General features: G+C 69.2%; 19 protein-coding genes. 12 read left to right on the top strand and 7 right to left on the bottom strand.

The features are described 5' to 3' along the window. Nucleotides 1-37: 37 nt before the first annotated feature. From DELCS14_RS04510 to DELCS14_RS04495, 4 genes are all read left to right on the top strand, one after another. Nucleotides 38-682 (top strand): glutathione S-transferase family protein, encoded by a 645-nt coding sequence (locus DELCS14_RS04510; protein ID WP_013800647.1) that lies wholly within the window; start codon nt 38-40, stop codon nt 680-682. A gap of 144 nt (nt 683-826) precedes the next feature. After that, on the top strand, nt 827-2,053 hold the full coding sequence (gene gspF / locus DELCS14_RS04505; protein WP_013800646.1) for a type II secretion system inner membrane protein GspF: 1,227 nt from the start codon (nt 827-829) through the stop codon (nt 2,051-2,053). Nucleotides 2,054-2,069: 16 nt separating this feature from the next. After that, nucleotides 2,070-2,990, top strand: coding sequence for a 5'-nucleotidase (locus DELCS14_RS04500; protein ID WP_013800645.1), 921 nt, complete (start codon nt 2,070-2,072; stop codon nt 2,988-2,990). Nucleotides 2,991-3,052: 62 nt separating this feature from the next. Then, nucleotides 3,053-3,532 carry an EF-hand domain-containing protein gene (locus DELCS14_RS04495; RefSeq protein WP_013800644.1) on the top strand — a complete coding sequence of 160 codons (480 nt, stop codon included), beginning with the start codon at nt 3,053-3,055 and terminating at the stop codon, nt 3,530-3,532. A 24-nt stretch (nt 3,533-3,556) separates the two neighbouring features. On the opposite strand, the gene DELCS14_RS04490 is transcribed toward DELCS14_RS04495, so the two are convergent. From DELCS14_RS04490 to DELCS14_RS04480, 3 genes are all read right to left on the bottom strand, one after another. Further along, nucleotides 3,557-3,991, bottom strand: a complete 435-nt coding sequence (locus DELCS14_RS04490) for a hypothetical protein (RefSeq protein ID WP_012207503.1) — start codon at nt 3,989-3,991, stop codon at nt 3,557-3,559. Nucleotides 3,992-4,146: 155 nt separating this feature from the next. After that, nucleotides 4,147-4,650, bottom strand: a complete 504-nt coding sequence (locus DELCS14_RS04485) for a DUF1854 domain-containing protein (protein ID WP_013800643.1) — start codon at nt 4,648-4,650, stop codon at nt 4,147-4,149. A 3-nt stretch (nt 4,651-4,653) separates the two neighbouring features. After that, nucleotides 4,654-6,948, bottom strand: coding sequence for an ABC transporter transmembrane domain-containing protein (locus DELCS14_RS04480; protein ID WP_013800642.1), 2,295 nt, complete (start codon nt 6,946-6,948; stop codon nt 4,654-4,656). A gap of 218 nt (nt 6,949-7,166) precedes the next feature. Between DELCS14_RS04480 and cphA (DELCS14_RS04475) the strand changes: the two genes are divergently transcribed. The 3 genes from cphA (DELCS14_RS04475) (at nt 7,167) to DELCS14_RS04465 (ending at nt 12,483) form a co-directional block, all read left to right on the top strand. Then, nucleotides 7,167-9,359 carry a cyanophycin synthetase gene (gene cphA / locus DELCS14_RS04475; RefSeq protein ID WP_013800641.1) on the top strand — a complete coding sequence of 731 codons (2,193 nt, stop codon included), beginning with the start codon at nt 7,167-7,169 and terminating at the stop codon, nt 9,357-9,359. Nucleotides 9,360-9,425: 66 nt separating this feature from the next. Then, entirely contained in the window at nt 9,426-11,999 is a 2,574-nt protein-coding gene (cphA, locus tag DELCS14_RS04470; protein WP_013800640.1) for a cyanophycin synthetase, read from the top strand. A gap of 1 nt (nt 12,000) precedes the next feature. Further along, entirely contained in the window at nt 12,001-12,483 is a 483-nt protein-coding gene (locus tag DELCS14_RS04465) for a CreA family protein (RefSeq protein ID WP_013800639.1), read from the top strand. Between the two features lie 6 nt (nt 12,484-12,489). Here the strand turns inward: DELCS14_RS04465 and DELCS14_RS04460 are convergent, their stop codons facing one another. Beyond that, complete coding sequence (locus DELCS14_RS04460; RefSeq protein WP_013800638.1) at nt 12,490-13,395, bottom strand: LysR family transcriptional regulator; 906 nt, start codon at nt 13,393-13,395, stop codon at nt 12,490-12,492. A 132-nt stretch (nt 13,396-13,527) separates the two neighbouring features. Here DELCS14_RS04460 and DELCS14_RS04455 point away from each other — a divergent pair, with 132 nt between their 5' ends. The 4 genes from DELCS14_RS04455 to DELCS14_RS04440 all read left to right on the top strand — a co-directional run bounded on the left by DELCS14_RS04455 (nt 13,528) and on the right by DELCS14_RS04440 (nt 17,827). Then, complete coding sequence (locus DELCS14_RS04455; protein ID WP_013800637.1) at nt 13,528-14,613, top strand: YeiH family protein; 1,086 nt, start codon at nt 13,528-13,530, stop codon at nt 14,611-14,613. 155 nt (nt 14,614-14,768) lie between these two features. Next, nucleotides 14,769-15,230: a MarR family transcriptional regulator gene (locus DELCS14_RS04450; protein WP_013800636.1), complete on the top strand. Its 462-nt coding sequence runs from the start codon at nt 14,769-14,771 to the stop codon at nt 15,228-15,230. Then, on the top strand, nt 15,227-17,212 hold the full coding sequence (locus DELCS14_RS04445; RefSeq protein WP_013800635.1) for an FUSC family protein: 1,986 nt from the start codon (nt 15,227-15,229) through the stop codon (nt 17,210-17,212). The genes DELCS14_RS04450 and DELCS14_RS04445 overlap by 4 nt, the downstream gene beginning before the upstream one ends. Before the next feature lie 81 nt (nt 17,213-17,293). Beyond that, complete coding sequence (locus DELCS14_RS04440) at nt 17,294-17,827, top strand: GNAT family N-acetyltransferase (RefSeq protein ID WP_013800634.1); 534 nt, start codon at nt 17,294-17,296, stop codon at nt 17,825-17,827. A gap of 57 nt (nt 17,828-17,884) precedes the next feature. On the opposite strand, the gene DELCS14_RS04435 is transcribed toward DELCS14_RS04440, so the two are convergent. After that, nucleotides 17,885-19,327 (bottom strand): NAD-dependent succinate-semialdehyde dehydrogenase, encoded by a 1,443-nt coding sequence (locus DELCS14_RS04435; protein ID WP_013800633.1) that lies wholly within the window; start codon nt 19,325-19,327, stop codon nt 17,885-17,887. A gap of 203 nt (nt 19,328-19,530) precedes the next feature. Between DELCS14_RS04435 and DELCS14_RS04430 the strand changes: the two genes are divergently transcribed. Next, entirely contained in the window at nt 19,531-21,483 is a 1,953-nt protein-coding gene (locus DELCS14_RS04430) for a trypsin-like serine protease (RefSeq protein WP_013800632.1), read from the top strand. 82 nt (nt 21,484-21,565) lie between these two features. Here the strand turns inward: DELCS14_RS04430 and DELCS14_RS04425 are convergent, their stop codons facing one another. Beyond that, a complete protein-coding gene (locus DELCS14_RS04425) occupies nt 21,566-24,403 on the bottom strand; it encodes an Hsp70 family protein (RefSeq protein ID WP_013800631.1) in 2,838 nt (945 codons plus the stop codon). Nucleotides 24,404-24,461: 58 nt separating this feature from the next. Beyond that, nucleotides 24,462-26,327, bottom strand: coding sequence for an Hsp70 family protein (locus DELCS14_RS04420; RefSeq protein ID WP_013800630.1), 1,866 nt, complete (start codon nt 26,325-26,327; stop codon nt 24,462-24,464). Nucleotides 26,328-26,329 lie beyond the last annotated feature (2 nt).

Here is a 26,329-nt window from a genome sequence, read left to right as displayed (position 1 = left end):
GCCTTCTCGCCATGCATTCAAACCACTGGGAGCCTTCATGAACGACTCGATCAAGCCTCTGCGCTTTTACTTCCACCCCCGCTCGCGCGCCGTCATCGCGCGCTGGATGCTGGAGGAATGCGGCGCCCGCTATGAGCCCGTGCGGCTGGAATACGGCAGCACCATGAAGGCTGCCGACTACCTGGCCATCAATCCCATGGGCAAGGTCCCCGCGCTGGTGCACGGCGAGACCGTGATCACCGAACAGGCCGCCATCCTTGCCTATCTGGCCGACATCTTCCCCGAACGAAGGCTCGCGCCGGCCGTGGACAGCCCGCTGCGCGGCGTCTACCACCGCTGGATGTTCTTCCTGGCCGGCCCCGTCGACGCCTTGATGACTGCCAAGAGCCAGGGCCACCTGGAGCAGCAGACGGCCGACCAGGCCATGTCCGCCGGCTATGGCCGCTATGACGACGTGGTGCAGACGCTGCGCCAGGCCGTGGCCGGCAGGCGCTACCTGTGCGGCGACCAGTTCACCGCGGCCGACGTGCTCATGGCCAGCTACCTGCGCTGGGGCACGATGATGAAGCTGCTGCCCGCGCTGCCCGAATTCAGCGACTACGGCCAGCCGCTGATGGAACGCCCGGCCTCGCTGCGCTCCATCCAGCTCAACGAAGCGGACCTCGCGGCCCAGCCGGCATAGGGGCCAGGCAGGGGCTGCCGCCGACCGCGGCGGCGGCCTCGCCATCCAGCCGTCACCGGCAGCGGCTACCATCGGGGGTTGGATCGCCGCCTGGCGTTTCCTGAACGCCATCCCTTCCCCAGCCCTTCCCGACTCCCGCCGCGCATGCCTGCCTTTTCCTTCGAAGCCCTGGATGCACAAGGTCAGACCCGCAAGGGCACGATCGAAGCCGACAACGCGCGTGCCGCGCGCAGCCAGCTGCGGGCCCAGGCCCTGGTGCCCATGGCCGTGGAGATCGTGGCCTCGGGTTCCGCGTCCGGCCCGCAGGGCGGCGCCTCGCGCTGGCTGACCCGCCCCGTCCTTGGCTCCACGGGGCTGACCGTTTGGACGCGCCAGATGGCGGGGCTGGTCGGATCAGGCCTGCCCATAGAGCGCGCACTGGCCGCGCTGTCCGAAGAAGCCGACGACCCGCGCCAGCACCACCTCGTGGCCGCGCTGCGCGCCGAGGTCAACGCGGGCTCCACCTTTGCCCGCGCCCTGGCCCAGCACCCGCGCGAGTTCTCCGACATCTACTGCGCCGTGATCGGCGCCGGCGAGGCCAGCGGCAGCCTGGGCCCGGTGCTGGAGCGGCTGGCCGACGACCTGGAATCGCGCCAGGCCCTGCAGTCCAAGCTCATTGGCGCAGCCCTGTACCCGGCCATCGTGACCCTGGTGGCCATTGTCATCGTGCTGTTCCTGGTCAGCTACGTGGTGCCCCAGGTGGCCAGCGTGTTCGCCGGCACCAAGCGCGCCCTGCCCTGGCTCACCGTGGCCATGCTGGCGCTCAGCGACTTCGTGCGCAGCTATGGCTGGGCCGCGCTGGTCGCCCTGGTGCTGGGCGCCGTGGGATTCCGGCTGTCCATGAAGAACCCCGTGCTGCGCGAGCGCTTCGACGCCTGGTGGCTGCGCCTGCCGCTGATCGGCCGGCTGGCGCGCAACTACAACGCGGCACGCTTTGCCGGCACGCTGGCCATGCTGGCGGGCGCAGGCGTGCCCATTCTCAAGGCCTTGCAGGCCGCAGCCGAAACGCTGGGCAACCGCGCGCTGCGCGCCGATGCCATGGACGCGCTGGCCCTGGTGCGCGAGGGCGCGCCGCTGGCCTCGGCCCTGGCGCAGAAAAAGCGCTTCCCGGGCCTGATCTCCATGTTTGCCCGCCTGGGCGAGCAGACCGGCCAGCTGCCCGTGATGCTGCAGCGCGCGGCCAACCAGCTGTCCACCGAGGTGCAGCGCCGCGCCATGCACCTGGCCACCATCCTGGAGCCGCTGCTGATCGTGGCCATGGGCATGGTCGTGGCCCTGATCGTGCTGGCCGTGCTCATGCCCATCATCCAGCTCAACCAGTTCGTCAAATAGCGAAAAGCGCCAAGCCATGTCCGTGACCCTGCAAGACAAGCTGGTCGTCGCCATCTCCTCGCGGGCGCTGTTCGACTTCGAGGAGGAGAACCGGCTGTTCGACGCCGGTGACGAGCAGGCCTACATGCGCCGCCAGCTGGACCTGGTGCACCAGCCCGCACGCCCGGGCATCGCCTTCCCGCTGGTGCGCAAGCTGCTGGCCTTCAATACGCCCGAGGTGCAGCGCGTGGAGGTGATGATGCTGTCGCGCAACGACCCGGCCAGCGGCATGCGGGTCTTCGCCTCGGCCAAGGCGGCCGACATGCACATAGAGCGCGGCGTGTTCACGCGCGGGCGCGATCCGTTTTCCTACCTGCGGCCGCTGGGCGCGCACCTGTTTCTCTCGGCCAACGAAGTCGATGTGCGCAGGGCTCTGTCCATCGGCTTTCCTGCCGCGCGCGTGATGGTCGATTCCACGCCCGCAGGCGACCGCTACCCGCAGGAGGTGCGCATTGCCTTCGACGGCGATGCCGTGCTGTTCTCCGACGAGGCCGAACGCGTCTACCAGCAAGGCGGGCTGCCGGCCTTTCTGCGCCACGAGGTCTCCCATGCCGCCACGCCGCTGGCGGAAGGGCCGTTCAAGCCGCTGCTGGTGGCGCTGCACCGGCTGCAGCAGCAGGCGGACTCGTCCCAGACCATGCGCATTCGCACGGCCCTGGTGACGGCGCGCAGCGCACCGGCGCACGAGCGTGCCATCCGCACGCTGCTGGAATGGGGCATTGCGGTGGACGAGGCCATGTTCCTCGGCGGCCTGGAAAAGGGCCCGTTCCTGCGCGAGTTCGAGCCGGACTTCTTCTTCGACGACCAGACCGGCCACGTCAACTCGGCCGCGCGCCATGTGCCGGCAGGCCATGTGAGCAGCGGCATCTCCAATCCGGACACCGATCCGCCGAAGTAAACAATTGCAAAGGGCGGGCCAGCCGTGCTTGCAAATGCCGGTTCCGTGCCCAAATAAAGCCCATGCATTTTCCCCTCATGAACCGCTCTGCCCTGCTGCGCCGGCCACCGCTGCTGCAGGCCGCCGTCGTCGTGCTGCTGACCAGCGCTTTCATGCTGCCCGCCGCGCGCGCGCAGGCGGCAGAAAACGCAGCCACCGAGCAGGCAACGGCCAGCCCGGCGCCGCTGACCAAGGGGGAGATCAAGGCCCAGCGCGAATTCAAGATGCTGGACTTCAACAAGGACGGCAAGCTCAGCCGTGCTGAAGTGGCGCTGTTTCCGCGCCTGTCGGCGGCCTTCGACGAGGCCGACACCGACAAGGACGGCTACGTCTCCTATGCGGAAGTGCAGGCCTTTGCCGTCAAGTACCGCGCCGAACGCGACAAGGCAAAGGCCAAGGCGCAGGCCGAAGAGGCAAAGGCCGCCGAGCGTGCGGCAGCCGAGCATGCTGCAGCCGCACCCGCTGCCAGGGACAAGAAGGAAGGCGAAGGCTCAAAGGACTGAACCTTCTTGCCGCGCCCCTGACACTCAAAGACCGCCGGTACGCTTGACCTTGGGTTCCGAATAGGTCAAAGGCTCATCGCGCACCTGCATCTTGTTGCGGGCCACATCGTCGGCCTTGCTGACCTCCTGGGCCTGCTCCACCGCCATGGCGCTGGCACGCCACATGGACTGGATGAACTCGATGAGCTGCTTGGAGATCGGCTCCTTGGGCGGCTCCTCGACCTCTTCCTTCTGCTTGATCTCCTCGGCCAGCGTCCAGTCGCGGTTTTCCTGGTCCACCACGGACGGCTTTTCAGGATCGCGCACCACCCGGCCTTCGCCGATGCGGTCCGTGGATTCGACGGCGTTGGTGGCGTTCACAGGACGCACGGGCACCGCGCCCGACGCACCGGTGGAGTACAGATCGGCGCTTTGCGGGCGCCACGGTATGGGTGATCGGTCAACAGGTGGAATTGGCATGGCTCGACCCTCTTGCTGGATGTGTGCTGTGGGCGGGAATTTCCCGCCGTCGCCTCATCATCGACAGAAGCTGAAAGAACTGAAGCGCTTTTTTTGAAAGACGCTTCGGCCTGCCTCAAACCAAGGGTAAACCCCTTATTCACCCCGACCAGGCGCTAGAGGAAGCGCTCCAGCAGCTTGCGCGAGGTGCGGTCCAGCGCCGTGCTGTCGGGCACGCTGAACTGCACGCCGTCCTGGCTGGTGATCATCAGGTGCGTGCGGCCCGACAGGCGCCGGATGTCCTCTTCGGCCTTGAGCACGAGCTGCACGGGGCCCCGGTCGGTCTCCAGGTCCCAGGTGCTGGGCGTGGAAAAGCCGGACACCTTGTGGATGCGCTGGATGACGGGCACGAACTCGCGCACGGCCAGGTCTTCCTCGATCAGCGTGCGGGCCTGCGCCGGCAGGTGGTCCATGTGGTCCACCCACAGCGCCTCCTTTCCATCGACGGAGACCAGGGACAGGCCTTCCAGCGGCGCGGCAATGGGAAAGGCGCGCACGGGCACCACGGATTCGTGGCGCGTGCCGTCGGCCAGGATCAGCACCAGGCGGCCATGGGCGTTGCGCTCCATGCGCACACCGCTCAGATCGGCGCCGGCAGCGGAATGTTGGGCGTTGGACATGGCTTACTCCTCGATGGTGGTTGCGGCCAGGGTCAGGCCTGCGGCCTGGGCATCCTCTTCGGCGCGCCGAGCCTGGGCCTGGTACAGGCGCCAGTAGGCGCCCTGCTTTTCCATCAGCTCGTCGTGCGGACCCACTTCCACGATCTCGCCCCGGTCCATGACCACGAGGCGGTCGGCCTTGCGCAGTGTGGACAGGCGGTGGGCAATGGCAATCGTCGTGCGGCCCTGCACCAGGTTGTCCAGCGCCTTCTGGATTTCCTTCTCGGTCTCGGTGTCCACGGCCGAGGTGGCCTCGTCCAGTATCAGGATGCGCGGGTCGATCAGCAGTGCGCGCGCAATGGAGATGCGCTGGCGCTCGCCGCCCGACAGGCCCTGGCCGCGCTCGCCCACCAGGGAGTCGTAGCCATGCGGCAGGCGCAGGATGAATTCATGGGCGTGGGCAGCGCGGGCCGCCGCCACGATTTCCTCGCGCGTGGCATCGGGCTTGCCGTAGGCGATGTTCTCGGCAATGGTGCCGAAGAACAGGAAGGGCTCCTGCAGCACCAGACCGATGTTGCTGCGGAAGTCCGAGACCTTGAGCCTGCGGATGTCCACGCCGTCGAGCTGGATGGAGCCCTCGCTCACGTCATAGAAACGGCTGATCAGGTTGACCAGGGTGCTCTTGCCCGAGCCGCTGTGGCCGACCAGGCCGATCATTTCACCCGGGCGAATCTGCAGATCGAGGTTCTTGATCACGGCGCGGCTGCCGTAGCGGAAGCTCAGGTTGTCCAGCGTGATGGCGCCCTGCACGCGCGGCAGCTTGACCGGGTTGACCGGGTCGGGCACGTTGCTCACGTGGTCGAGGATGTCGAAGATGCGCTTGGCGCCGGCCGCCGCCTTCTGCGTGACCGAGACGATGCGGCTCATCGAGTCCAGGCGGCTGTAGAAGCGGCCGATGTAGGCGATGAAGGCCGTCAGGATACCGACCGTGATCTGGCCGCCCGCCACCAGCCAGATGCCGAAGCCCCAGACCACCAGCAGGCCGATCTCGGTCAGCAGCGTCACCGTGGGCGTGAACAGCGACCAGGTCTTGTTGACCTTGTCGTTGGCCTGCAGGTTGACCAGATTGGCCTGGGCGAAGCGGTCGGCCTCGCGCTTTTCCTGGGCGAAGGCCTTGACCACGCGGATGCCGGGGATGGTGTCGGCCAGCACATTGGTCACTTCGGACCAGACGCGGTCGATCTTCTCGAAGCCCGTGCGCAGGCGGTCGCGTACCAGGTGGATCATCCAGGCGATGAAGGGCAGCGGCACCAGGGTGACCAGGGCCAGCCACGGATTGATGGAGAACAGGATGACCGAGGTCATCACGATCATCAGCACGTCGGTGGCGAAATCCAGCGCGTTCAAGGATAGAAACAAATTGATGCGATCTGTTTCCGCCCCGATGCGCGCCATCAGGTCGCCCGTGCGCTTGCTGCCGTAGTAGTCCAGCGACAGCGTCAACAGGTGGTTGTAAGTGGTCGTGCGCAAGTCCGAGCCAATGCGCTCGGAGACCTTGGCCAGCACGAAGGTGCGCGCCCAGCCCAGGCCCCAGGCCACCAGCGCCGCCGCCAGCAGCCCGCTCAGGTAGAAGACCACGAGGCTGCTGTCGATCTGCTGCCCGTTCTGGAACGGGATCAGGATCTTGTCCACGATGGGAATCGTCAGGTAGGGCGCCACCAGGGTGGCGCCCGTGGAGGCCAGCGTCAGCAGAAAGCCCAGCAGCAGCTGGTGCCGGTAGGGATGGGCAAAGCGCCACAGGCGCAGCAGCACCCAGGTGGAGGTCTGCGGGCCCTGCTGGCGCGCGCAGGCCGGGCATTCGTCGGCCTCGGGCGGCAGCTCGGCCTGGCAGGCCGGGCAGCGGGGCACGTCGTCCTCGGGCTCGGCAAAGTCCTCGCCGCGCGCCAGGCGCTCGCGCTCATGGTCGAACTGCTGCAGCAGGCGCAGCACGGCCGCCTGGTGGCGCAGCGTGAAGCGCCACAGCGCCAGCCGCGCAGCAGGGCCATGCAGTTCGAGGTTGCCCACGCCGCCGTGGTCCAGCGTGCGCAGATTCTGATCAATGGATAGTACCCACTCACTCCACTGCTGGTCTGCAGGATCACAGGCGAGGAGCCGCTGGTTGGTCAGCACAACCCAGCCTTCGCCGAAGCGCATATCGAGGGTCAGGTCAACCGGGACGAGGGCCAGCACGTTTTCATTGGAAGCGAGCCTGGCTCGCAGCCCAGCCCCGCGGGGGCTGGCAAGGAAGGCCGAAACGTCCACAGAATGGTGTTCTTGCATGTTGAGTTGTTTTTCCCGCCCCTGGCGGCTCCTGGTGTCATGCGGGCAACCGCAGCTCCCCGGTGGATATCCCGCGCTTTGCACGGCATACCCTGCTCAACGCGCCAACCCTGGTTTAGGCTGACAGCACTGCGCATGGGCTTTCTGAGCGCACAATCCTCTCCCATTCTCCGGCGATCCGCACCCGGGTCGTCGCTCACGCTTACCCGTTGATCGACATGGCGAAATTCAAAGACATCCAACTCTTGCGCACCACCTACCTGCGTGGACCCAGCGTCTGGACCTACCGTCCCGTGCTGGAGGTCTGGCTGGATCTTGGTGAGCTGGAGGACTATCCCTCGAACAAGCTTGACGGTTTCAACGAGCGCCTGACGGCCTGGCTGCCCGACCTGATCGAGCACCACTGCGGCGTGGGCGAGCGCGGCGGCTTCATCCAGCGCCTGGAAGGCGGCACCTGGTGCGGCCATGTGCTGGAGCACATCATCATCGAGCTGCTGAACCTGGCGGGCATGCCGGCCGAGTTCGGCCAGACGCGCGAGATTTCCCAGCGCGGCATCTACCGCATGGTCTTCCGCTGCCCCGAGGAAACCGTGGCGCGCACGGCCCTGGCCTACGGCCACCGGCTGATCATGGCCGCCATCAACGACGAGCCCTTCGACCTGAAGGCCGCCGTCAAGGCCATCAAGACCGAGATCAACGACCGCTACCTGGGCCCGAGCACGGGCTGCATCGTCGATGCCGCCGGCGAGCGCCGCATTCCCCACATCCGCCTCAATGACGGCAACCTCGTGCAGCTCGGCTATGGCGCCGCGCAGCGCCGCATCTGGACCGCCGAGAGCGACCAGACCAGCGCCATTGCCGAAGGCATTGCCCAGGACAAGGACTTCACCAAGCGCCTGCTGGCCGCCTGCGGTGTGCCCGTGCCCGAAGGCCAGATCGTCAACAGCCCCGAAGAAGCCTGGGAAGTGGCGCAGGACATCGGCTTTCCCGTCACCGTCAAGCCCTCGGACGGCAACCACGCGCGTGGCGTGACGCTGGACCTGCGCGACGAGGCCGACATCAAGACCGCCTTTGCGCTGGCCCAGCCCGAAGGCTCCGACGTGATCGTCGAACGCTTCATCGACGGCACCGAGCACCGCATCCTGGTGGTGGGCGGCAAGGTCGTGGCGGCCTGCCGTGGCGAGACCGTGAGCGTGGCCGGCAACGGCAAGTCCACGCTGCGCGAGCTGGTCGCCGTGGTCAACCAGGACCCGCGCCGCGGCCCCGAGCAGGAATATCCGCTGGACTGGATCAACCTCGAAGCCCCGGCCGTGAAGCTGGAGCTCAAGCGCCAGAACGTCACGCCCGACACCATTCCCGCCCAGGGCACCAGCGTGCTGCTGCAGCGCAACGGCAACATGGCCATCGACTGCACGGATGAGGTCCACCCCGAAGTGGCCTACATGGCCACGCTGGCCGCCAAGATCGTGGGCCTGGACATCGCGGGCATGGACATGATCCTGCAGGACGTCTCGCGCCCCATGAAGGAGCAGGGCGGCGCCATCCTCGAAGTCAACGCCGGCCCCGGCCTGCTGATGCACCTGAAGCCCACCAGCGGCGCGCCGCGCCCCGTGGGCATGGCCATCGCCGACCACCTGTTCCCGCGCACCGAAGAGGGCACGGGCGCAGGCCGCATCCCCCTGGTGGGCATTGCCGGCACGCGCAACAACGGCTTCACGGCCCGCCTGGTGGGCTGGCTGCTGCAGCTGTCGGGCAAGCTCACGGGCGTGGCCAGCAGCGAGGGCATGTTCCTGTCCAACCGCCAGACCCAGAAGACCAACACCGCCAACTGGGCCGGTGCCCACCGCTTGCTGACCAACCGCCTGGCCCAGGCCGCCGTCATCCAGACCACGGCCCGCTCCATCCTGGAGGAAGGCCTGGCCTACGACCGCTGCCTGGTCGGCGTGGTCACCGACATGGACGGCTTCGAGCAGTTGCCCGACCATGACGTGCACGAGCAGTCGCAGATGACGCGCGTGATGCGCACCCAGATCGACGTGGTGCTGGACGAAGGCGCGGGCGTCCTCAATGCCGACATCGAGCAGGTGGCCGACCTGGCCCGCCTGTGCGACGGCGAGGTGCTGTTCTATTCGATGCAGGCCGACAGTCCAGTGGTCGCGGCCCACCGTTCCGAGAGCGAAGGCCGCGCCGTCTTCGTGCGCGGCAGCCAGGTGATCCTGGCCACGGGCGCTGCCGAGCGCGTGCTGGGCACGCTGGACGCACTGAGCCTGCCCGGCGGCCTGCGCCCGGACACGCCGGCCCTGCTGGCCGCCATTGCCGCCGCGTGGTCCATGGACATTGCCCCCGACCTCATCGTCGCCGGCATCAAGACCTTCGACTACACGCCGGCCGCCGCAGCCACCGCCGCCTGAGCCCGACCACACGATGACATGCAGGCAGGCCCGGCGACGCGGGCCTGCCCTCCGAAAGAAGACACTATGCAGATCACCCGCATCCGAGCCCTGCGCGGCCCCAATCTCTGGACCCGCAGCACCGCCATCGAAGCCATCGTGCAATGCGAGCCCGGCGAGTGCGACTACTCGGCCCTGCCCGGCTTCGAGGACCGGCTGCGCGCGCGCTTTCCCAAGATCGGCACGCTGCAGCCGCACGGCGCCGACCAGCGCCTGTCGCTGGCCCAGGTGCTGGAAGTCGCGGCCCTGTCGCTGCAGGCCCAGGCCGGCTGCCCGGTGACCTTCAGCCGCACGCATGAAACCGTGGAGACCGGCACCTACCAGGTGGTGGTGGAGTACACCGAAGAGGCCGTCGGCCGCCTGGCCATGGAACAGGCCGGCGAGCTGCTGCAGTCGGCCCTGGCCGACACGCCCTTCGACGCCGACAAGGTGGTCGCCCAGCTGCGCGAACTCGACGAGGACGAGCGCATCGGCCCCTCCACCGGCTCCATCGTCGATGCGGCCGTGGCGCGTGGCATTCCCATCCGCCGCCTGACCTCAGGCTCGCTGGTACAGCTGGGCTGGGGCTCCAAGGCGCGCCGCATCCAGGCCGCCGAGCTGGACCAGACCAGCGCCGTGGCCGAGTCCATCGCCCAGGACAAGGACCTGACCAAGCGCCTGCTGCACGCCGCCGGCGTGCCCGTGCCGCTGGGCCGCCCCGTCAAGGACGTGGAAGAAGCCTGGCTCGTGGCCCAGGAAGTGGGCCTGCCCGTGGTGGTCAAGCCCCAGGACGGCAACCAGGGCAAGGGCGTGGTGGTCAACATCACCACGCACGAGCAGCTCAAGGCCGCCTTTGCCACCGCCTCGGAATTCGGCGACGACATCATGGTCGAGCGCTTCCTGCCCGGCCATGACTTCCGCCTGCTGGTGGTCGGCGGCCAGCTGGTGGCCGCTGCGCGCCGCGAGCCGCCCCAGGTGCTGGGCGACGGCCAGCACACCATCCGCGAGCTGGTGGACATCGTCAACCAGGACCCGCGCCGCGGCTCGGGCCACGGCACGGCGCTGACCAAGATCCGCCTGGACGACATCGCCATCGCGCGCATCGCCACCGAAGGGCTCACGCCCGAATCCGTGCCGGCCCAGGGCCAGCGCGTGGTGCTGCGCAACAACGCCAACCTGTCCACGGGCGGCAGCGCCACCGATGTGACGGACGACGTGCACCCCGACATCGCCGCGCGCGCCGTGGAGGCCGCCCAGACCATCGGCCTGCACATCTGCGGCGTGGACGTGGTCTGCGAGACCATGCTGCGCCCGCTGGAAGAGCAAAACGGCGGCATCGTCGAAGTCAACGCCGCACCGGGCCTGCGCATGCACCTGGCGCCGTCCTTCGGCAAGCCCCGCAACGTGGGCGTGCCCATGGTCGATGAGCTGTTCGCGCCGGGCCAGGACGGCCGCATCCCGCTGGTGGCCGTCACCGGCACCAATGGCAAGACCACGACCACGCGCCTGATCGCCCACCTGTTCACCTCGCATGGCTGGCGCACGGCCATGACGAACACGGACGGCGTCTACGTCAACGGCCGCCAGATCGACAGCGGCGACTGCTCGGGCCCGCGCAGCGCGCGCAACGCCCTGGCCCACCCCGAGACCGATGCGGCCGTGCTCGAATGCGCACGCGGCGGCATCCTGCGCGAAGGCCTGGGCTTCGACCGCTGCCAGGTGGCCGTGGTCACCAACGTGGGCGCGGGCGACCACCTGGGCCTGAACTACATCACCACGGTGGAAGACGTGGCCGTGCTCAAGCGCGTCATCGTGCAGAACGTTGCCGCGGACGGCTATGCCGTGCTCAACGCCGCCGACCCGCTGGTCGCCGCCATGGCCTCCACCTCGCCGGGCAAGGTCATCTATTTCGCGGCCGACCGCCACCACCCCGTGATGGCCACGCACCGTGCCCAGGGCAACCGCGTGGTCTACGTGGACGGCGACAGCATCGTCGCGGCCGAAAGCTCGTGGCGCGAGACCATCGCGCTGCGCGAGATCCCCATCACGCGCAACGGCACCATCAGCTTCCAGGTGGAGAACGTCATGGCCTCCATCGCCGCCGCCTGGGGCGTGGGCATGCCCTGGCAGACCATCCGCCGCGGCCTGGCCGGCTTCGTCAACGACAGCGACAACGCGCCGGGCCGCTTCAACGTCATGGACTACCGTGGCGCCACGCTGATCGCCGACTACGGCCACAACCCCGACGCCATCCGCGCCCTGGTGCAGGCCGTGGACGCCATGCCGGCCCAGCGCCGCAGCGTGGTGATCAGCGGCGCGGGCGACCGCCGCGACCAGGACATCACCGAGCAGACCCAGATCCTGGGCAAGGCCTTCGACGACGTCATCCTCTACCAGGATGCCTGCCAGCGCGGCCGCGCCGACGGTGAAGTCCTGGCCCTGCTGCAGCAAGGCCTGCAAGGCGCACCGCGCACCGACTACGTGACCCAGATCCAGGGTGAGTTCAACGCCATCGACCATGCGCTGGCGCGGCTGACGCCCGGCGACCTGTGCCTGGTGCTGGTGGACCAGGTTGAGGAAGCCCTGGAGCATCTTCGCCGCCATGTGGCGGGTGAGGCCTGACATGAACGGCCGGGCCTTGCTCACGGCCGCTCTGGCCACGCTGCTGCTGGGCGCCTGCGGTGCGCGCGCCGAGCAGGTGGGTGCGGTGGATACGGTGTTCAAATTCATAGGCCCGGACCACAAGATCGTGGTCGATGCCTATGACGATCCCAAGGTGGCGGGCGTGACCTGCTACGTCTCGCGCGCCAAGACCGGCGGCATCAAGGGCGGCCTGGGCCTGGCCGAGGACCGCGCCGAAGCCTCGATCAGCTGCGTGCAGACCGGCCCCATCCAGATCCCTGCCCCGCTCAAGCAGCAGGACGAGGTGTTCACCGAACGCATCTCGCTGCTGTTCAAGCGCCTGCGCGTGGTGCGCATGGTCGATGCGCAGCGCAACACCCTGGTCTACATGACCTACTCGGACCGCGTGATCGAAGGCTCGCCGCAAAACAGCGTCACCGCCGTGCCCGTGCCGCGCAGCACGCCGATTCCGCTGGGCAAATAACCCGCCTCAGTCCTGGGCGTGTTGGCGGCAGGCCTGCACAAAGGCCGCCAGCGCCGGCGAGCGGCGCTTGCCCGCCCGCTGCACCAGCGAGAAATCCCGCCACATGCGCGGCAGCGTGGTCGGCAGCACGGCCAGCTCTCCCGAGGCGACCAGGGCCTGCACCAGCACGCGCGACAGGCAGCTGACGCCCAGGCCCTGGGCCACGCAGCGCGCAATCGCCTCCGAACTGCCCAGCGTGGCGGCGGCCGGCAGCTGGTGCAGATGCGGCAGCAAGGCATGCTCCACCATCTCGCGCGTGCCCGAGCCCGGCTCGCGCAGCAGCCAGCGCGCACCGCGCAAGGCGGCCACGCCCAGCGGGCGCTGGCCCGCAGCCTGCACCAGCGGGTCCTGTGCTGCAGCCACGATGACGAGTTCGTCGCGCATCCAGGGCTCGACCTCCAGCCCGGGCCAGTGGCTGGTGCCCTCGATCAGGCCCAGGTCCACGTCCAGCGATTCCACGGCCTGGCCCACCTCGCGCGTGTTGGCGATCTGCAGGTCCACGCTCAGGTGAGGATGGCTGCGCGCCAGGTGCGCGAGCACAGCCGGCAGCGCATAGGTGCCTATGGTGGTGCTGGCTGCCACGCGCAGACGCACGGGCAGGCTGGCGGCCCGCACCGAAAACGCCTGCTCTATGCCCCTGGCCTGCTCCAGCAGCGCCAGTGCCTCGGGCAGCAGGGCGCGGCCCGCGTCGTTGAGCGCCAGCCGCCGGCCCACGCGCTCGAACAGCTGGGCGCCCATGGCCTGCTCCAGCTGCTGCAGCGCGGCGCTGGTGGCCGACTGCGACAGGGCCACGGCGTCGGCCGCGGCCACGGTGGAGCCCGCCTGGGCGACGGCGCAGAAGATTTCAAGTTGGCGCAGGGTGAGGTGCAGCATGGCGTGCAGTCTGAACGAGCCATCAACCTGTTTCCCCGGTTGGTGCTACAAAAACTATTCGTTATACGAATATAGCCAAGAAATCTAAAGTGCCTCCCATGCACCGCGCTCCTGACGCGGCGCGCAGGCACCATGAACACCACATCCCTCCCACGCTCCTCCCATCCGTCCGGCTGGCTGCGTCAGTTGACCGAGCTTGCGCCCGGCCTGCTGCTGGCCGGCGCCATTGCCGCAGCCGCCACCTGGGGCGCACGCCAGCCCCTGCTGGCCGGCTCGGGCCTGAGTGCACTGACGCTGGCCATCTGCATCGGCCTGGTCATCGGCAACACCGTCTATCCGCGCCTGGCGCCCAGTTGCCATGCCGGCGTGGGCCTGGCCAAGCAGCGCCTGCTGCGCGCGGGCATCGTGCTCTACGGCCTGCGACTGACCTTCCAGGACATAGGCCATGTGGGCATGGCCGGCGTGGTGGTCGATGCCCTGGTGCTGGGCAGCACCTTCTTGCTGGCGCAATGGCTGGGCCGCCGCGTCTTCGGGCTGGATGCGCGCACCACGGTGCTGATCGGCGCGGGCAGCTCCATCTGCGGCGCCGCTGCCGTGCTGGCCACCGAACCCGTGATCAAGGGCCGCGCCGAAGACGTGGCCGTGGCCGTGGCCACCGTGGTGGTCTTCGGCACCGTGGGCACCTTCCTCTACCCCGCGCTGTTCCACTGGAACGCCGCCCACGGCTGGCTGGACATGTCGCCTGCGCAGTACGGCCTGTACGTGGGCTCCACCGTGCACGAGGTGGCCCAGGTCGTGGCCGCCGGCGAAGCCATCGCCCCCGAAGCCGCCGACGTGGCCGTGATCTCCAAGATGGTGCGCGTGATGATGCTGGCCCCCTTCCTGCTGCTGCTGTCCATGGCCGTGGCGCGCGGCAACCGCAGCAGCCAGGTGAGCGACGGCCAGCCGCGCCGCATCACCATTCCGTGGTTTGCGCTGGGCTTCGTCGCCATGGCCGGCGTGAACTCCCTGGGCGTGCTGCCTGCAGCCGTGGTGCAGGTGGGCGTGCAGCTGGACAACGCCCTGCTGGCCGTGGCCATGGCAGCCCTGGGCCTGACCACCCATGTCCGCGCCGTGCGTGCCGCAGGCACGAAGCCCCTGCTGCTGGCCGCCTTGCTGTTCGCATGGCTTCTGGTGGCGGGCCTGCTCTTCAACCGCTGGGTGCCCGGCCTGCTCTGAAGCCGTCCGCATCCATCGACCGGCCCTGCAAAGCATCGTCTTGCAGGGCCTTTTTCATGGACTGCCCGCCCCTGAACAAGGGAATACCCTCAAATCGAATGCAGACACAATTAATTTGCAATGCAAATTAATTGCATTGCAAAGATAATCGAGGCATGTCCTTTGCCTCTGCCCCTCCCCGCGCCCGCCTCGGCTTTCTCATGGTCACCCTGGTACGCCAGTGGCGCCGCCAGGTCGAGGAGCAACTGCTGGCCGACGGCCTGACCGATGCCACCTGGGCGCCGCTGATCCACCTGCGCGCCTGGGGCGACGGCGTCACGCAAAAGGAACTGGCCGAGCGCGTGGGACTGGACGGCTCCAGCCTGGTGCGCCTGCTCGACATTCTGGAAGGCCACGGCTGGGTGGAACGCCGCGCCGACCCCGGCGACCGGCGCAGCAAGCGCATCTTCCTGACCGATGAAGGCAACGGCGCCGTGGACCGCGTGCGCGCCACCATGCTGCAGGCCGAGCTGGCCATGCTGCAGGACCTGGACAATGCCGAGGTCGAGGCCATGCTGGCCGGCATGGCCAAGATCCAGGCGCGCATGGCCGCGCTGCGCACGGAAGGCGCGCCATGAGCGCCCTCCACGATGCCTATGGCCGCCTGCTGCAGGCATCGGTCCGCTGGGGCTTCGACCCGGTGCGCCTGCGCCAGCATCTGCGCACGGCCTTTGCCGCCTGCCTGGCGCTGCTGGCTGCCTGGCAGCTGGGGTTGGAGCATCCGCAGTGGGCTGCCATGGCCACCTGGGCCGCATCCCAGCCGCTGCGCGGGCAACTGCTCGAAAAAAGCTTTTTCCGGGTCGCAGGCACCGTGGCCGGCACGGCCGTGGGCGTGGGCCTGGTGCTGCTGGCCCAGGGAAACCTGCTGTGGCTGGTGCTGGGCCTGGCCGTGTGGCTGGGCCTGTGCGCGGGCGTGGGCAATCTGCAGCGCAGCTTCGTGGCCTACGGCACCATGCTGTCCGGCTATTCGGCGGCCATGGTCGCGCTGCTGGACTTCGCCCATCCCGACCAGGTCTTCGCCCTGGGCTGGGACCGGCTGTTCACGGCGCTGACCGGCGTGTTCGCAGCCCTGCTCGTGGGCTGGCTGTTCACGCCCAAGGGCAGTGGCATTCCCGGCAATGCCGAGGTGCGCCAGCTGTTCGCGCAACTGCTGCGTGATCTGGCCGACAGCCTGCAGGCGCGCGGCCGTGCGTCCCTGGGCTCGCAGGAGATCGCTGCCCGCCTGCTGGCCATGGCGGTGATCGAGGAGGGGCTGGACCCGCACGCCGCCGGTTCGCAGCGCTCGCGCGAGGCCGTGCACGCGCTGCGCCGGCTCATGAATGCCCAGATCTCGGCCCTGCTGTGGCTGCGCGATGCTCCATCGCAGGAGCCGCCCGCTGCCTTTGGCGAGGCGCAGGCCCTGGCTGCCGCGCAGGCGCTGCGCGAAGCCGCCGTGGCGCTGGAGACCCGCGTGCAGTTGCACGAGGCTGCGGCGGCCCTGGTGCGCGCACGCGAGGCCGCCGCGGCCTGGCCCGGCGCAGCCGACATGCTGGCCCCGATGGGCTTTGCGCTGCAGGCCCACCTGGCCGCCACCCATGACGTGGCCCTGCCGCCCGGCCACCGCGCCCGCCAATGGCCCGTGGTGCTGCACAGCGACTGGCTGGGCGCGCGCCGCGCCATGCTGCGTGCCAGCGCGGCCATCGCCATCGTGGGCCTGCTGTGGGTGGTGACGGGCTGGAGCGGCGGTGCCTACATGCTGCTGGGCATGTCCATCATGCTGACCGTGTTCTCGGGCTTCGAGAACCCGTCGGCCACCATGCGCCATGTGACCCTGGGCCAGGCCATGGGCGTGCTGGTGGCCCTGGCCTGCCAGTGGCTGGTCTGGCCGTTCGCCGGCAGCCAGGCGGGCCTGGTGTGGCTGATGCTGCCCTTTGTCTACGTGGGCGCACTGCTGTTCTCGCACCAGCGCACCGCGCTTTCGGGCTATGACTGCAACATGGTGCTGCTGCTCCTGCTGCAGCCCCACTACCCGCAGACGGCCAGCTTCGGCCATGCGCTGGCCCTGGGGCTGGCCGTGGTGTCCGGGCCGCTGGCCGGCTGGGCGGCCTACCGCTTCATCCTGCCGGTCACGCTGCAGGGCCGGCTGCAAAGCCTGCGCTCCATGATGGTCCACGAGCTGCAGGACATGGCCGCCACGCCCGGCCATGCGCGCGATGGCCGCATCTGGCGCGCCCGCCTGTACCACCGGCTGCTGCGCCTGGTGCGGCTGTCGGAGCAGGCCGGAGGGCAGCTGGGTGCGCAGGCAGCGGAGTGCGGCCTGGCCGCCCTGCATGTGGGCCGCGCCATCCAGGCGCTGCATCAGCTGTCCGGGGAAGCGGCCCTGGGCGACGGCACCGCCCGCGCCGTGCGCGCCGCGCTGCTGCGCCTGCAGCGGCTGCAGCAGGAGCCCGGCCAGTGCCCGCCGCTTTTGCGCGCGCTGGCGCAGCGCGTGGCCGAACGCCATCCCGACCAGGCCCGCCAGTTGCGCCATGCCGCGCATGAGATCGCGCAGCACGAAGCCTTCTTCCGCAACGCCGGCTGAAGCACGGACCCATGCCAGAATGGCCAGCCCAGGCCGGCAGCGCCCCACGCTCTCTGTCCCCCTGTTGCAAGGAAAGCATCCATGTCGTGGAGCGAAACCACCATCACCTCACAGCGCCTGGCGCTGCGCCCCTTCACTGCCGCCGATGCCGATGAGGCCTTTGCCTGCATCACGCCCACGCTGACGCGCTACCTGTCCTTCGAGCCGGCGTCGACTCCTGCCGAGTTCGAGGCGGTCTGGCGCGGATGGCTGCGGGAGATCGCAGCCGGCACGGACTTCAACTTCACGCTGCGCGAGCGCACGTCAGGCCGATTCACCGGCCTGCTGGGCCTGCACCGCGCGCGCGACGCCGAGCCCGAGCTCGGCATCTGGATACGCGAGGACATGCATGGCCAGGGCTATGGCCGCGAAGCCGTGGCCGCGCTGGCAGCATGGGCCCGAGCGACCTTTGCGCCACAGTCCTTGCGCTATCCGGTGGCCGAGCCCAATACCGCCAGCCGGCGCATTGCCCAGGGGCTGGGTGGCGTGGAGGTTGAGCGCCAGAGCCTTTCAAAGTACGTGCTCGTCGTCTACCGCATACCAGGGGTCGCCACGTCGGGCGTTGCCGCCCCATGAAAACAAAGGCCGTCCCACGCGAGTGGGACGGCCTTGTCCATGGGGCAGATGCCTGTCTTACACCGCCGCGATCGACACGGCCTTGGCGACCAGGTAGGCCTCCAGCGCCTCGGGGCCGCCCTCGGAGCCATAGCCCGAATCCTTGACGCCGCCGAACGGCATCTCGGCCGAAGCCACGGCCGGCTGGTTGATCCACAGCATGCCGGTCTCGACCTGCTGGGCCAGCTGGTGGGCCGTCTTGATGGAGCGCGTGAACGCATAGGCCGCCAGGCCGTAGGACAGGCGGTTGGCCTCGGCAATGGCCTCGCCCAGATCGTCAAAGCCGCGGATCGCGGCCACGGGGCCGAAGGGCTCCTGGTTGAAGATCTCGGCGCTCAGCGGCACGTCGCCCAGCACCGTGGGAGCGAAGAAGTTGCCCGCGCCGCCCAGCGAGGCACCGCCCGTGAGCAGCTTGGCGCCCTGCTTTTGCGCATCCTCAATCAGATGGGACAAGGCCGTGACGCGGCGCGGATTGGCCAGCGGGCCCATCTGCGTGCCCTGGACCAGGCCATCGCCGACCTTGAGGGCTTCGGCATGGGCGACCATGGCGCGCGTGAATTCCTCGCGCACGCTGTTGTGCACCAGAAAGCGCGTGGGCGAGATGCAGACCTGGCCCGCGTTGCGGAACTTGGACGCGCCTGCGGCCTTCACGGCCAGGGCCACGTCGGCATCCTCGGCCACGATGACCGGCGCGTGGCCGCCCAGCTCCATGGTCGAGCGCTTCATGTGCTGGCCTGCCAGCGCCGCCAGCTGCTTGCCCACTGCGGTGGAGCCGGTGAACGTGACCTTGCGGATCACGGGATGGGCAATCAGGTAGGAGGAAATCTGGGCCGGATCACCGAACACCAGGCCCACCACGCCGGCCGGCACGCCGGCATCGACAAAGCACTTGAACAGGGCGGCGGGCGCAGCCGGCGTTTCCTCGGGCGCCTTGCACAGGAAGGAGCAGCCCGTGGCCAGCGCCGCGCCGATCTTGCGCACGATCTGGTTGACGGGGAAGTTCCAGGGCGTGAAGGCAGCCACGGGGCCCACGGGCTCCTTGATCACCAGCTGCTGCACCTCGGGGCGGCGCGAGGGCACGATGCGGCCGTACACGCGCAGCGCCTCGTCGGCAAACCATTCGATGATGCCCACGCCGGCCAGGATTTCGCCCTTGGCCTCGGCCACGGGCTTGCCCTGCTCCTGCGTCAGGAGCGCGGCGATCTCGTCGGCGCGCTCCTTGAGCAGGGCGGCGGCACGGCGCATGGCGGCGCCGCGCTCATGGGCGGAGACATTGCGCCAGACCTCGAAACCGCGCTGCGCTGCGGCCAGCGCACGGTCCAGGTCGGCCACGTCGGCATGGGCCACATGGCCGATGACTTCGCCGCTGGCCGGGTTGCGCACGGGAATCTTCCTGCCGCTGGCGGCGTCCTGCCATTGGCCGTCGATCAGGAGTTGGGTGTCGGAGTAGGAATGGCTCATGCTGGATCAGATCCTTGGTAGATGACAGGGGGCAGATGTGTGGGGCAGGCACGGTCCTCGCAGTGTCCGCACCCGGCTGCCGCTGCAGCGCAGCGACCATTCTAGGAAGCGCCGGACGGCGGTACCGTCACCGGGCTGTCACGCACACAACACCTAAAATGCCCGGGTTTCGCAATATCCACCAATCCGTTGAGAGGGAGCTCATGACCGATCTTTTCGACACCACTGCGCGCAGGGGTTTGCGCAGCGTCGCGCTGGCGCTCGCCCTGGCAGGCAGCCTGGGGCTGGCATGGGGGCAGGAGGGCGCCGCCGATGTGCCTCAGTTCATCCCTCGCATGAGCGTGGACTCGCGCGTCCAGCCGCAGGACACGCCTCGGGAGTTCCTGGCTTCACGCAGCATGTCTTCCCCCGCAGCCGTCACCCCCACGCCGCTGCGCGTGGAACTGGGCACCTGGAAGGATGTGCGGGCCGCCTCGGCCGCTGTGGGCGGCGCCCTGCAGGTGGGCGCACAGCGCCCCAGCAGCCAGACCGCCACCACCCAGGCCCTGGGCGGGCAGCTGCAATGGCAGACCTCGGCCGACGGCGGGCTGATTGCCGCAGTCAGCGTGCGCTCCGAAGGTGCCTACGGCATTCGCCTGGGCGTGGAAATCGAACAGTTGCCCGGCAGCGCCCTGCTGCGCATCTATGCCCAGGGCGACCGCGCCGGCGCCTATGAAATTTCGGGCCAGCGCGTGCTCCAACTGCTGCAGGCCAACAAGGATGCAGGCGATGCCAGCGCCGATGGCCGCACCTGGTGGACGCCCGACAGCGGCGGCGACGAGGTCACCCTGGAGATCGACCTGCCGCCCGGCACCCCCGCCGATGCGCTGCGGCTGGCCATTCCGCGCGTCATGCACGTGTACGAGAACCTGTCGCTGCCGCTGGAGGGCGAGAACGTGTTCTCGGCCCAGCTCAACGAGTCCCTGTCATGCCACCTGGACTCCACATGCTATGACGCCTACAGCGCGCAGCGCAACGCCGTGGCGCGCATGTTCTATGTCCAGAACGGCCAGGGCTATGTGTGCTCGGGCACGCTGATCAACGACAAGGCAGGCTCCGGCACGCCCTACTTCATCACGGCCAACCATTGCATCAGCACCCAGACCGTGGCCTCCACGCTGGAGACTTCGTGGTTCTATCGCACGCCCTCGTGCGGCAGCCGCACGCTGTCGTCGGCCTCGCGCACGCTGCGCAATGGCGCCACCCTGCTGTACGCCACAGCCACCTATGACGGCAGCTTGCTGCGGCTCAACGAAGCCGCCCCTGCAGGCGCAGTCTTTGCCGGCTGGTCCACCCAGGCCCTGACCAGTGGCGCCAAGGTGGTAGGCATACACCACCCGCGTGGCGACCTGCAGAAGATCAGCTTCGGCACCTATGACCGCTCCTTGGCCTGCGAACCCTCCAGCGATGCCACCATGACCTGCCGGTACCGCGATGGCGGCTACCTCAGCGTGAATTGGGACCAGGGGCTGACACAGCCGGGCAGCAGCGGTTCCGGCCTGTTCCTGAATGGCCTGCTGGTCGGCACGCTCTACGGCGGCGACGACCAGACCTGCTCGCGCACGGGCGGCAACTCGATCTATGGGCGCTTTGATCTGCTCTTCCCCAATGTGCAGAAGTGGCTTGCTGCAGACACGGGAACGGGCGGCGTCGACACCGGCACCGGACAGGCCCGCACGGCCATCTACCGCTTCTTCAACCGCCAGACCGGCGCTCACTTCTATACGGCCAGCGCTTCCGAGCGCGACTATGTGGTGGCAACCTACCCGGCCTTCCAGTACGAGAACGTGGCCTTCTATGCGTCCACCCAGCCGCAGCAGGGCCTGAACCCGGTATTTCGTTTCTTCAACACGGCCTCCGGCGCACACTTCTTCACCATCAGCCAGCCTGAACGTGACTACGTGCTCGCAACCTACCCCAGTTTCAAGAGCGAGGGCACGTCCTGGTACGCACAGACGGCTGCCGGCAATGGCACCGTGCCCATGTTCCGCTTCTTCAACCTGCAGACAGGCGCGCATTTCTACACCGTCAACGCGGCCGAACGTGATTTCGTGATCGCCAGCTATCCCGTTTTCAAGTACGAAGGTGTCGCCTACTACGTCTGGAACTCGCAGTAAGCACAGCGCACTGCACTTGCTGCAGTGCCTCCCAAAAAAGAAGGCCCCGCACTGCGGGGCCTTCTTCTTGGAGCAACAGCCGTCACCCCACCAGCACCAGCCCCGGCGGCAGGCTATCCCCAAAGCTGCGCTTCGCATCCTGGGCGTCCATCTGCTGGACCTGTTCCACCAGGTCGATCCAGCGCTGCGGTGCACCGGCGCCGCGCAACCGCTCCAGCACCAGGGCGCGCTGGGCATCGGACAGGTCCAGCGCACGGTCGCCCGTCATGCGGGCCATCTGCACGGCAGCGAACATGGCGGTTTCATTGCGGCGCCAGTCCTGGGCCAGGGTGGCGTCCAGGAACTCCTGCGCAGCCTCGGGCGGCATCACGCGGTGGGCGTTGGCGGCCAGCGGCATGCGCGCGGCCAGCCGGCCTATGGCCCACCAGGTCTGCACGGATTCACCGGGGTGTTTCAGCCGCTGCAGCATCCACTGGCCCATTTCCTGGCGGTACTGCCAGGGCACGGCTTCCATGGCGGCGAACAGGCGCAGCATGTCGTCGTAGCTGCCATGGGCGGATTTCCCCTGGCTGCGCTGCGTGGATTGCTGCACGGCCTTTTGCATGTGGCCGGCAACCTCTTCCAGCAGCTCCATCTGCCGGGCCTCATCCAGGCCCGCGGCCACGCGGCGCCAGAAAACCCACCATTCGGTGCGGTTGGCCGCCTCGCCGCCATGGCCCAGGCCCTGGCAATGCAGTTGCCAGACCTGCTGCATGCGCCAGCCGTCCAGCTCGGCGCCCACGCCGGGGCGCAGGCACCAGCCTGCCAGGTTCAGCCAGACGCGCTCGTGCTCGGCCGTGCGGCGGCGGCGCCTGGCGCGGGCCAGCAAGGCGTCGAACAGTGCGCGCAGCAGCGGCAGATCCCAGTCCTCGCGCGGGCCCAGCCGTCGCTCCAGCGACTGGCGCAGCTGGCGGACCTCCTTGGCCGTCACCTCCTGGGCCTGGCTGCCGAAGATGCGCTCGATCAGGGCCACGGCGTCGGCCAGCCGGCCCTGCCGGGCAGAACGATCGCCGGTGTCCTGCGCATCTGCGGCCAGCGCACCACGCACGCTGAACGGCAGCAGCCACTGGCGCTGCACATCGTCGACAGCCACGCAACGCACCTCCAGCGTGCCGACCTCGGTCATGCAGGCCTGCAGTTGCACCTCGACCTGGGCCTTGTCCCGGCCCTCGGGCGCAGGCAGCACGGTGGACAGGGCGGGCAGCTCGACCCAGCCCTCGCCGTCGAGCGCCGCGATGCGGCCGGCCTGCGCAGGCGCCGCCGCCAGGCTGTTGGCCACCAGGGAAAAGCGCACGGCCTGGCCCAGGCGCAGCGCAAAGCGCCGGCCGGAGAGCACGATGCGCACGCCCTCTTCCGTGCCGCGCGGCAGCAGGCAGATGCCCTGTGGTGCGGCACCCGCCTTCTCGGGCAGGACCAGCCAGTAGCTGCGCGGCGAGCCACCGCCGATGCGCGGTACCGGGGCGGGCACAGTCCGGGCATCTGCCGATTCCGGCAGATCCTCAGACGGACGGCTCTGGACATGCATGGCCAGGCCATGCGCCGCCGCGCCGCGTGCCACGGCCCAGTCGGGATGCGGGTTGTGCAGCAGGCGCAGCGGCTGGCCGCGCCAGGCCTGCAGTTGCGCCACCAGCCGCTGGGCCAGCGCATGGGCGTGGAAGACGCCGCCATTGAGCAGGACCGCATCGGGCAACTCCCCAGCCGCGTGCTGCGCGAGGAACTGCGCCAGGTGCCGTGTGATCGCCGCATCGGCAGGATAGGGCAGGCCCAGGCCGCGCAAAGCGCCCTGGCGCCGGGTGGGCAGATCCTGCAGGCCGGCCAGCGGCATGAAGCCTTCGACCACGGCCTCGCGCACTTCGTCGCGGCGCAGCGTGGCCGTGCGCGTCTGCGCCAGCAGCTTCGATCCGCTGCCCAGCAGGGTCACGGCCACGGACTCGGGCGCATCGTCGGCCAGCAACTGCTCCTTGGCCGTGCGGCAGCGCTGCACCAGTTGGGCGAAGCGTGCGGCGGGCAGGCGCTCGCCGGGCGGGGCGAACTGCGGCTCCAGCCGATGGGCCAGCGCCAGGTCCATGTTGTCGCCGCCCAGCATCAGGTGCTCGCCCACGGCCGTACGTGTCAGCACGGGCAGGCCTCCAGCTTCACCGGGCTGCACGCGGATCAGGGTCAGGTCGGTGGTGCCGCCGCCCACATCCACCACCAGCACCAGGCGGCAGTGCGCCAGCTCGGCCGCCAGATGCTTGCCCTGCAGCACCAGCCAGTCGTGGAAGGCGGCCTTGGGTTCCTCCAGCAATTGCACCGCAGGCAGGCCGGCCAGCTGCGAGGCCTCCAGCGTGAGTGCGCGCGCGCCTTCGTCGAATGAGGCCGGCACGGTCAGCACAACCAGCTGGTCCCGCAGCGGCGCGCCGGGGTGCGTACGGTCCCAGGCCTGCCGGACATGGTCCAGGTAGCTGGCCGAGGCCTGCAGCGGCGACAGCCGGGCCACCTCTTCGGGCGCGCCCCAGGGCAGGATGGCCGCCGTGCGGTCCACGCCCGCATGCGACAGCCAGCTTTTGGCGCTGGCCACCAGGCGCGAAGGCACGGCCGCGCCCAGGTCACGCGCCCAGCGGCCATTGACGGCGGGCGCTTGCGCATCGGCGCCCAGTGCCACCCAGGGCTGCTGCCAGGCATCGCCCAGCTCGCCGGGCGCCGCCTGGTAGCGCGCCGAGGGCAGCAGCACCTGGGCCGCCACCTCGCTGGCCGAGACGCGCTGCGCCACGGGCAGCAAGGCGATGTCGGCCGCCGTGCCGCCCACGGGCACATGCGCCACCACGGTGTGGCTGGTGCCAAGGTCGATGCCCACGATGTGGGCGGCGTCGGGAGCGAAGGGGGCGGCAGTATCAGGCATATCGGCAGTCATACAGGGCACGGTGCGCGGCCCGGACCGGGCCTGCCGCCGGGGCGGGCTACGCTACATCGGCCCGCACGTCGAACTCCACCTTCCAGCGTTCTTCGCCACCCACGGGCACGGCGTTGAGCTCCAGCGTGCCGATGTCGGTCACGCGTGCATGCAGGGTGACGGGCACGATCTCGCCGGGCGCACGGCCTTCGGCGGGCAGGTGGGCCTCGATTTCCTGCAGCTCGACCAGTTCCTCAGGACCCCAGAAGTCCAGCACGGTGCCGACCTGGTCGGCGCGGCGCACGGAGGAGCCGAAAAAGCGCAAGCGCACGGGCTCGCCCACGACCAGGCCGAATTCCTGGGTGTCCAGCGCCACCTCGGTGCCCTCTTCCATGCCGAAGGGCGCCAGGCACAGGGCCGAGATGGGCGGCTCCATGCCGGGGATGGCGGGCATATTGCTTTCCACGCCCACGTAATAGCTCTGCGCCGTGCCGCCACGGATGCGCACGCCACGGCCAGCAGCCGCCACATGGCCGAAGTAGGCAGCGCCGCGCGCCACGGCCAGGTCCAGGTTGGCGCCGTCCAGCAGGCGCGCGGGTTGCGCACCTTCGCCGGCCAGCCAGCCGTTGACGACTTCCAGGATGCGCTGCTCGATCTGCGGCGCCTTGAGCACGCCGCCATTGAACAGGATGGCCGAGGGATGCAGGAAGGACGCGCCCTCGGGCTGCGTGCCCTTGAGGCCTTCGATCTGCTCGGTGGCGCCGGCCTGGCGCGAGAGGAAGGCCGCCAGGTGGCGCGTGACGGCCGCGTCCTGCGCATACGGCAGGCCCAGCTGGGTCAGCGCGGCGCGCGCGCGGGTCTGGGGCTTGTCGGAGACGGCGGCGCGCGGGAAGAAGCCTTCCACCAGCATCTGCAGCACCTCGCCACGCGTGACCTCGGTGCGGATGCTGCCGCCGATGAGCTTGCTGCCCCGGCTGGGCACGACCACGGGCACGGACTGCAGCGTGGCATCGGCCAGCAACTGCTCCTTGGCCTGGCGGCAGCCATGGGCCAGGGCGCGGGTCTGCCAGGCGTCGAGCTGCTTGCCCTCCTGAGCCAGCTTGCGCGCCACGCCGTAGGCCAGGGCCAGGTCCATGTTGTCGCCGCCCAGCAGGATGTGCTCGCCCACGGCCACGCGCTGCAGCTCCAGGCCGCCGTCCTTTTCCAGCACGGCGATCAGCGACAGGTCGGTGGTGCCGCCGCCCACGTCCACGACGAGGATGATCTCGCCGCTTTGCACCTGCTTGCGCCACTGGCCGCCGCTGGCCTGGATCCAGCTGTACAGCGCAGCCTGGGGTTCCTCCAGCAGCGTGAGCTTCTGGAAGCCCGCGGCGCGGCAGGCCTCGGCCGTCAGCTCGCGCGCGGCCGGGTCGAACGAGGCGGGAATGGTCACCGTCACGTCCTGGGCGTCGAACGGCGCCTCGGGATGGGCCTGCTCCCAGGCCCAACGCAGGTGCGACAGATAGCGGATGGAGGCGGTCAGGGGCGAGACGCGGTGCACCTCCTCGGGCGCATCGGCCGGCAGCAGGGGCGAGCGGCGGTCCACGCCCGGATGGCACAGCCAGCTCTTGGCGCTGGACACCAGCCGGATCGGCGTGGCCGCGCCGCGCGATCGCGCGAACTCGCCCACCACGAAGTCCTGGCTGGCGCCCCAGGGCAGGGCCATGTCGGCCGCAGTCAGCTCGCTTTCATGCGGCAGGTAGAGGAAGGACGGCAGCAGCGGGCGCGCCTCCACGCTGGAGGGGCCGGTGAGCTGGGGAATGTCCAGCACGCCCTGCTCCACCTTCTCGCCATCGCTGGCCTGGCGGTCCACATAGGAGAGCGCGCAATGCGTGGTGCCCAGGTCGATGCCGATGCTGTAGCGCGCCTGGTGGGATTGACGGGACTGGTCCATGC

Origin of the sequence: Delftia sp. Cs1-4, assembly GCF_000214395.1 — a bacterium.
GTDB lineage: Bacteria > Pseudomonadota > Gammaproteobacteria > Burkholderiales > Burkholderiaceae_C > Comamonas > Comamonas acidovorans.
This window is presented reverse-complemented; position numbering and strand designations above follow the sequence as displayed.

Coding starts and splice junctions, on each gene's coding strand:
- DELCS14_RS04425 (WP_013800631.1), bottom strand. CDS start 24,403: ATGCCTGATACTGCCGCCCCCTTCGCTCCCGACGCCGCCCACATCGTG.
- DELCS14_RS04440 (WP_013800634.1), top strand. CDS start 17,294: ATGTCGTGGAGCGAAACCACCATCACCTCACAGCGCCTGGCGCTGCGC.
- DELCS14_RS04485 (WP_013800643.1), bottom strand. CDS start 4,650: ATGTCCAACGCCCAACATTCCGCTGCCGGCGCCGATCTGAGCGGTGTG.
- DELCS14_RS04450 (WP_013800636.1), top strand. CDS start 14,769: ATGTCCTTTGCCTCTGCCCCTCCCCGCGCCCGCCTCGGCTTTCTCATG.
- cphA (WP_013800641.1), top strand. CDS start 7,167: ATGGCGAAATTCAAAGACATCCAACTCTTGCGCACCACCTACCTGCGT.
- DELCS14_RS04435 (WP_013800633.1), bottom strand. CDS start 19,327: ATGAGCCATTCCTACTCCGACACCCAACTCCTGATCGACGGCCAATGG.
- DELCS14_RS04465 (WP_013800639.1), top strand. CDS start 12,001: ATGAACGGCCGGGCCTTGCTCACGGCCGCTCTGGCCACGCTGCTGCTG.
- DELCS14_RS04480 (WP_013800642.1), bottom strand. CDS start 6,948: ATGCAAGAACACCATTCTGTGGACGTTTCGGCCTTCCTTGCCAGCCCC.
- cphA (WP_013800640.1), top strand. CDS start 9,426: ATGCAGATCACCCGCATCCGAGCCCTGCGCGGCCCCAATCTCTGGACC.
- DELCS14_RS04420 (WP_013800630.1), bottom strand. CDS start 26,327: ATGGACCAGTCCCGTCAATCCCACCAGGCGCGCTACAGCATCGGCATC.
- DELCS14_RS04510 (WP_013800647.1), top strand. CDS start 38: ATGAACGACTCGATCAAGCCTCTGCGCTTTTACTTCCACCCCCGCTCG.
- gspF (WP_013800646.1), top strand. CDS start 827: ATGCCTGCCTTTTCCTTCGAAGCCCTGGATGCACAAGGTCAGACCCGC.
- DELCS14_RS04460 (WP_013800638.1), bottom strand. CDS start 13,395: ATGCTGCACCTCACCCTGCGCCAACTTGAAATCTTCTGCGCCGTCGCC.
- DELCS14_RS04495 (WP_013800644.1), top strand. CDS start 3,053: ATGCATTTTCCCCTCATGAACCGCTCTGCCCTGCTGCGCCGGCCACCG.
- DELCS14_RS04430 (WP_013800632.1), top strand. CDS start 19,531: ATGACCGATCTTTTCGACACCACTGCGCGCAGGGGTTTGCGCAGCGTC.
- DELCS14_RS04490 (WP_012207503.1), bottom strand. CDS start 3,991: ATGCCAATTCCACCTGTTGACCGATCACCCATACCGTGGCGCCCGCAA.
- DELCS14_RS04445 (WP_013800635.1), top strand. CDS start 15,227: ATGAGCGCCCTCCACGATGCCTATGGCCGCCTGCTGCAGGCATCGGTC.
- DELCS14_RS04455 (WP_013800637.1), top strand. CDS start 13,528: ATGAACACCACATCCCTCCCACGCTCCTCCCATCCGTCCGGCTGGCTG.
- DELCS14_RS04500 (WP_013800645.1), top strand. CDS start 2,070: ATGTCCGTGACCCTGCAAGACAAGCTGGTCGTCGCCATCTCCTCGCGG.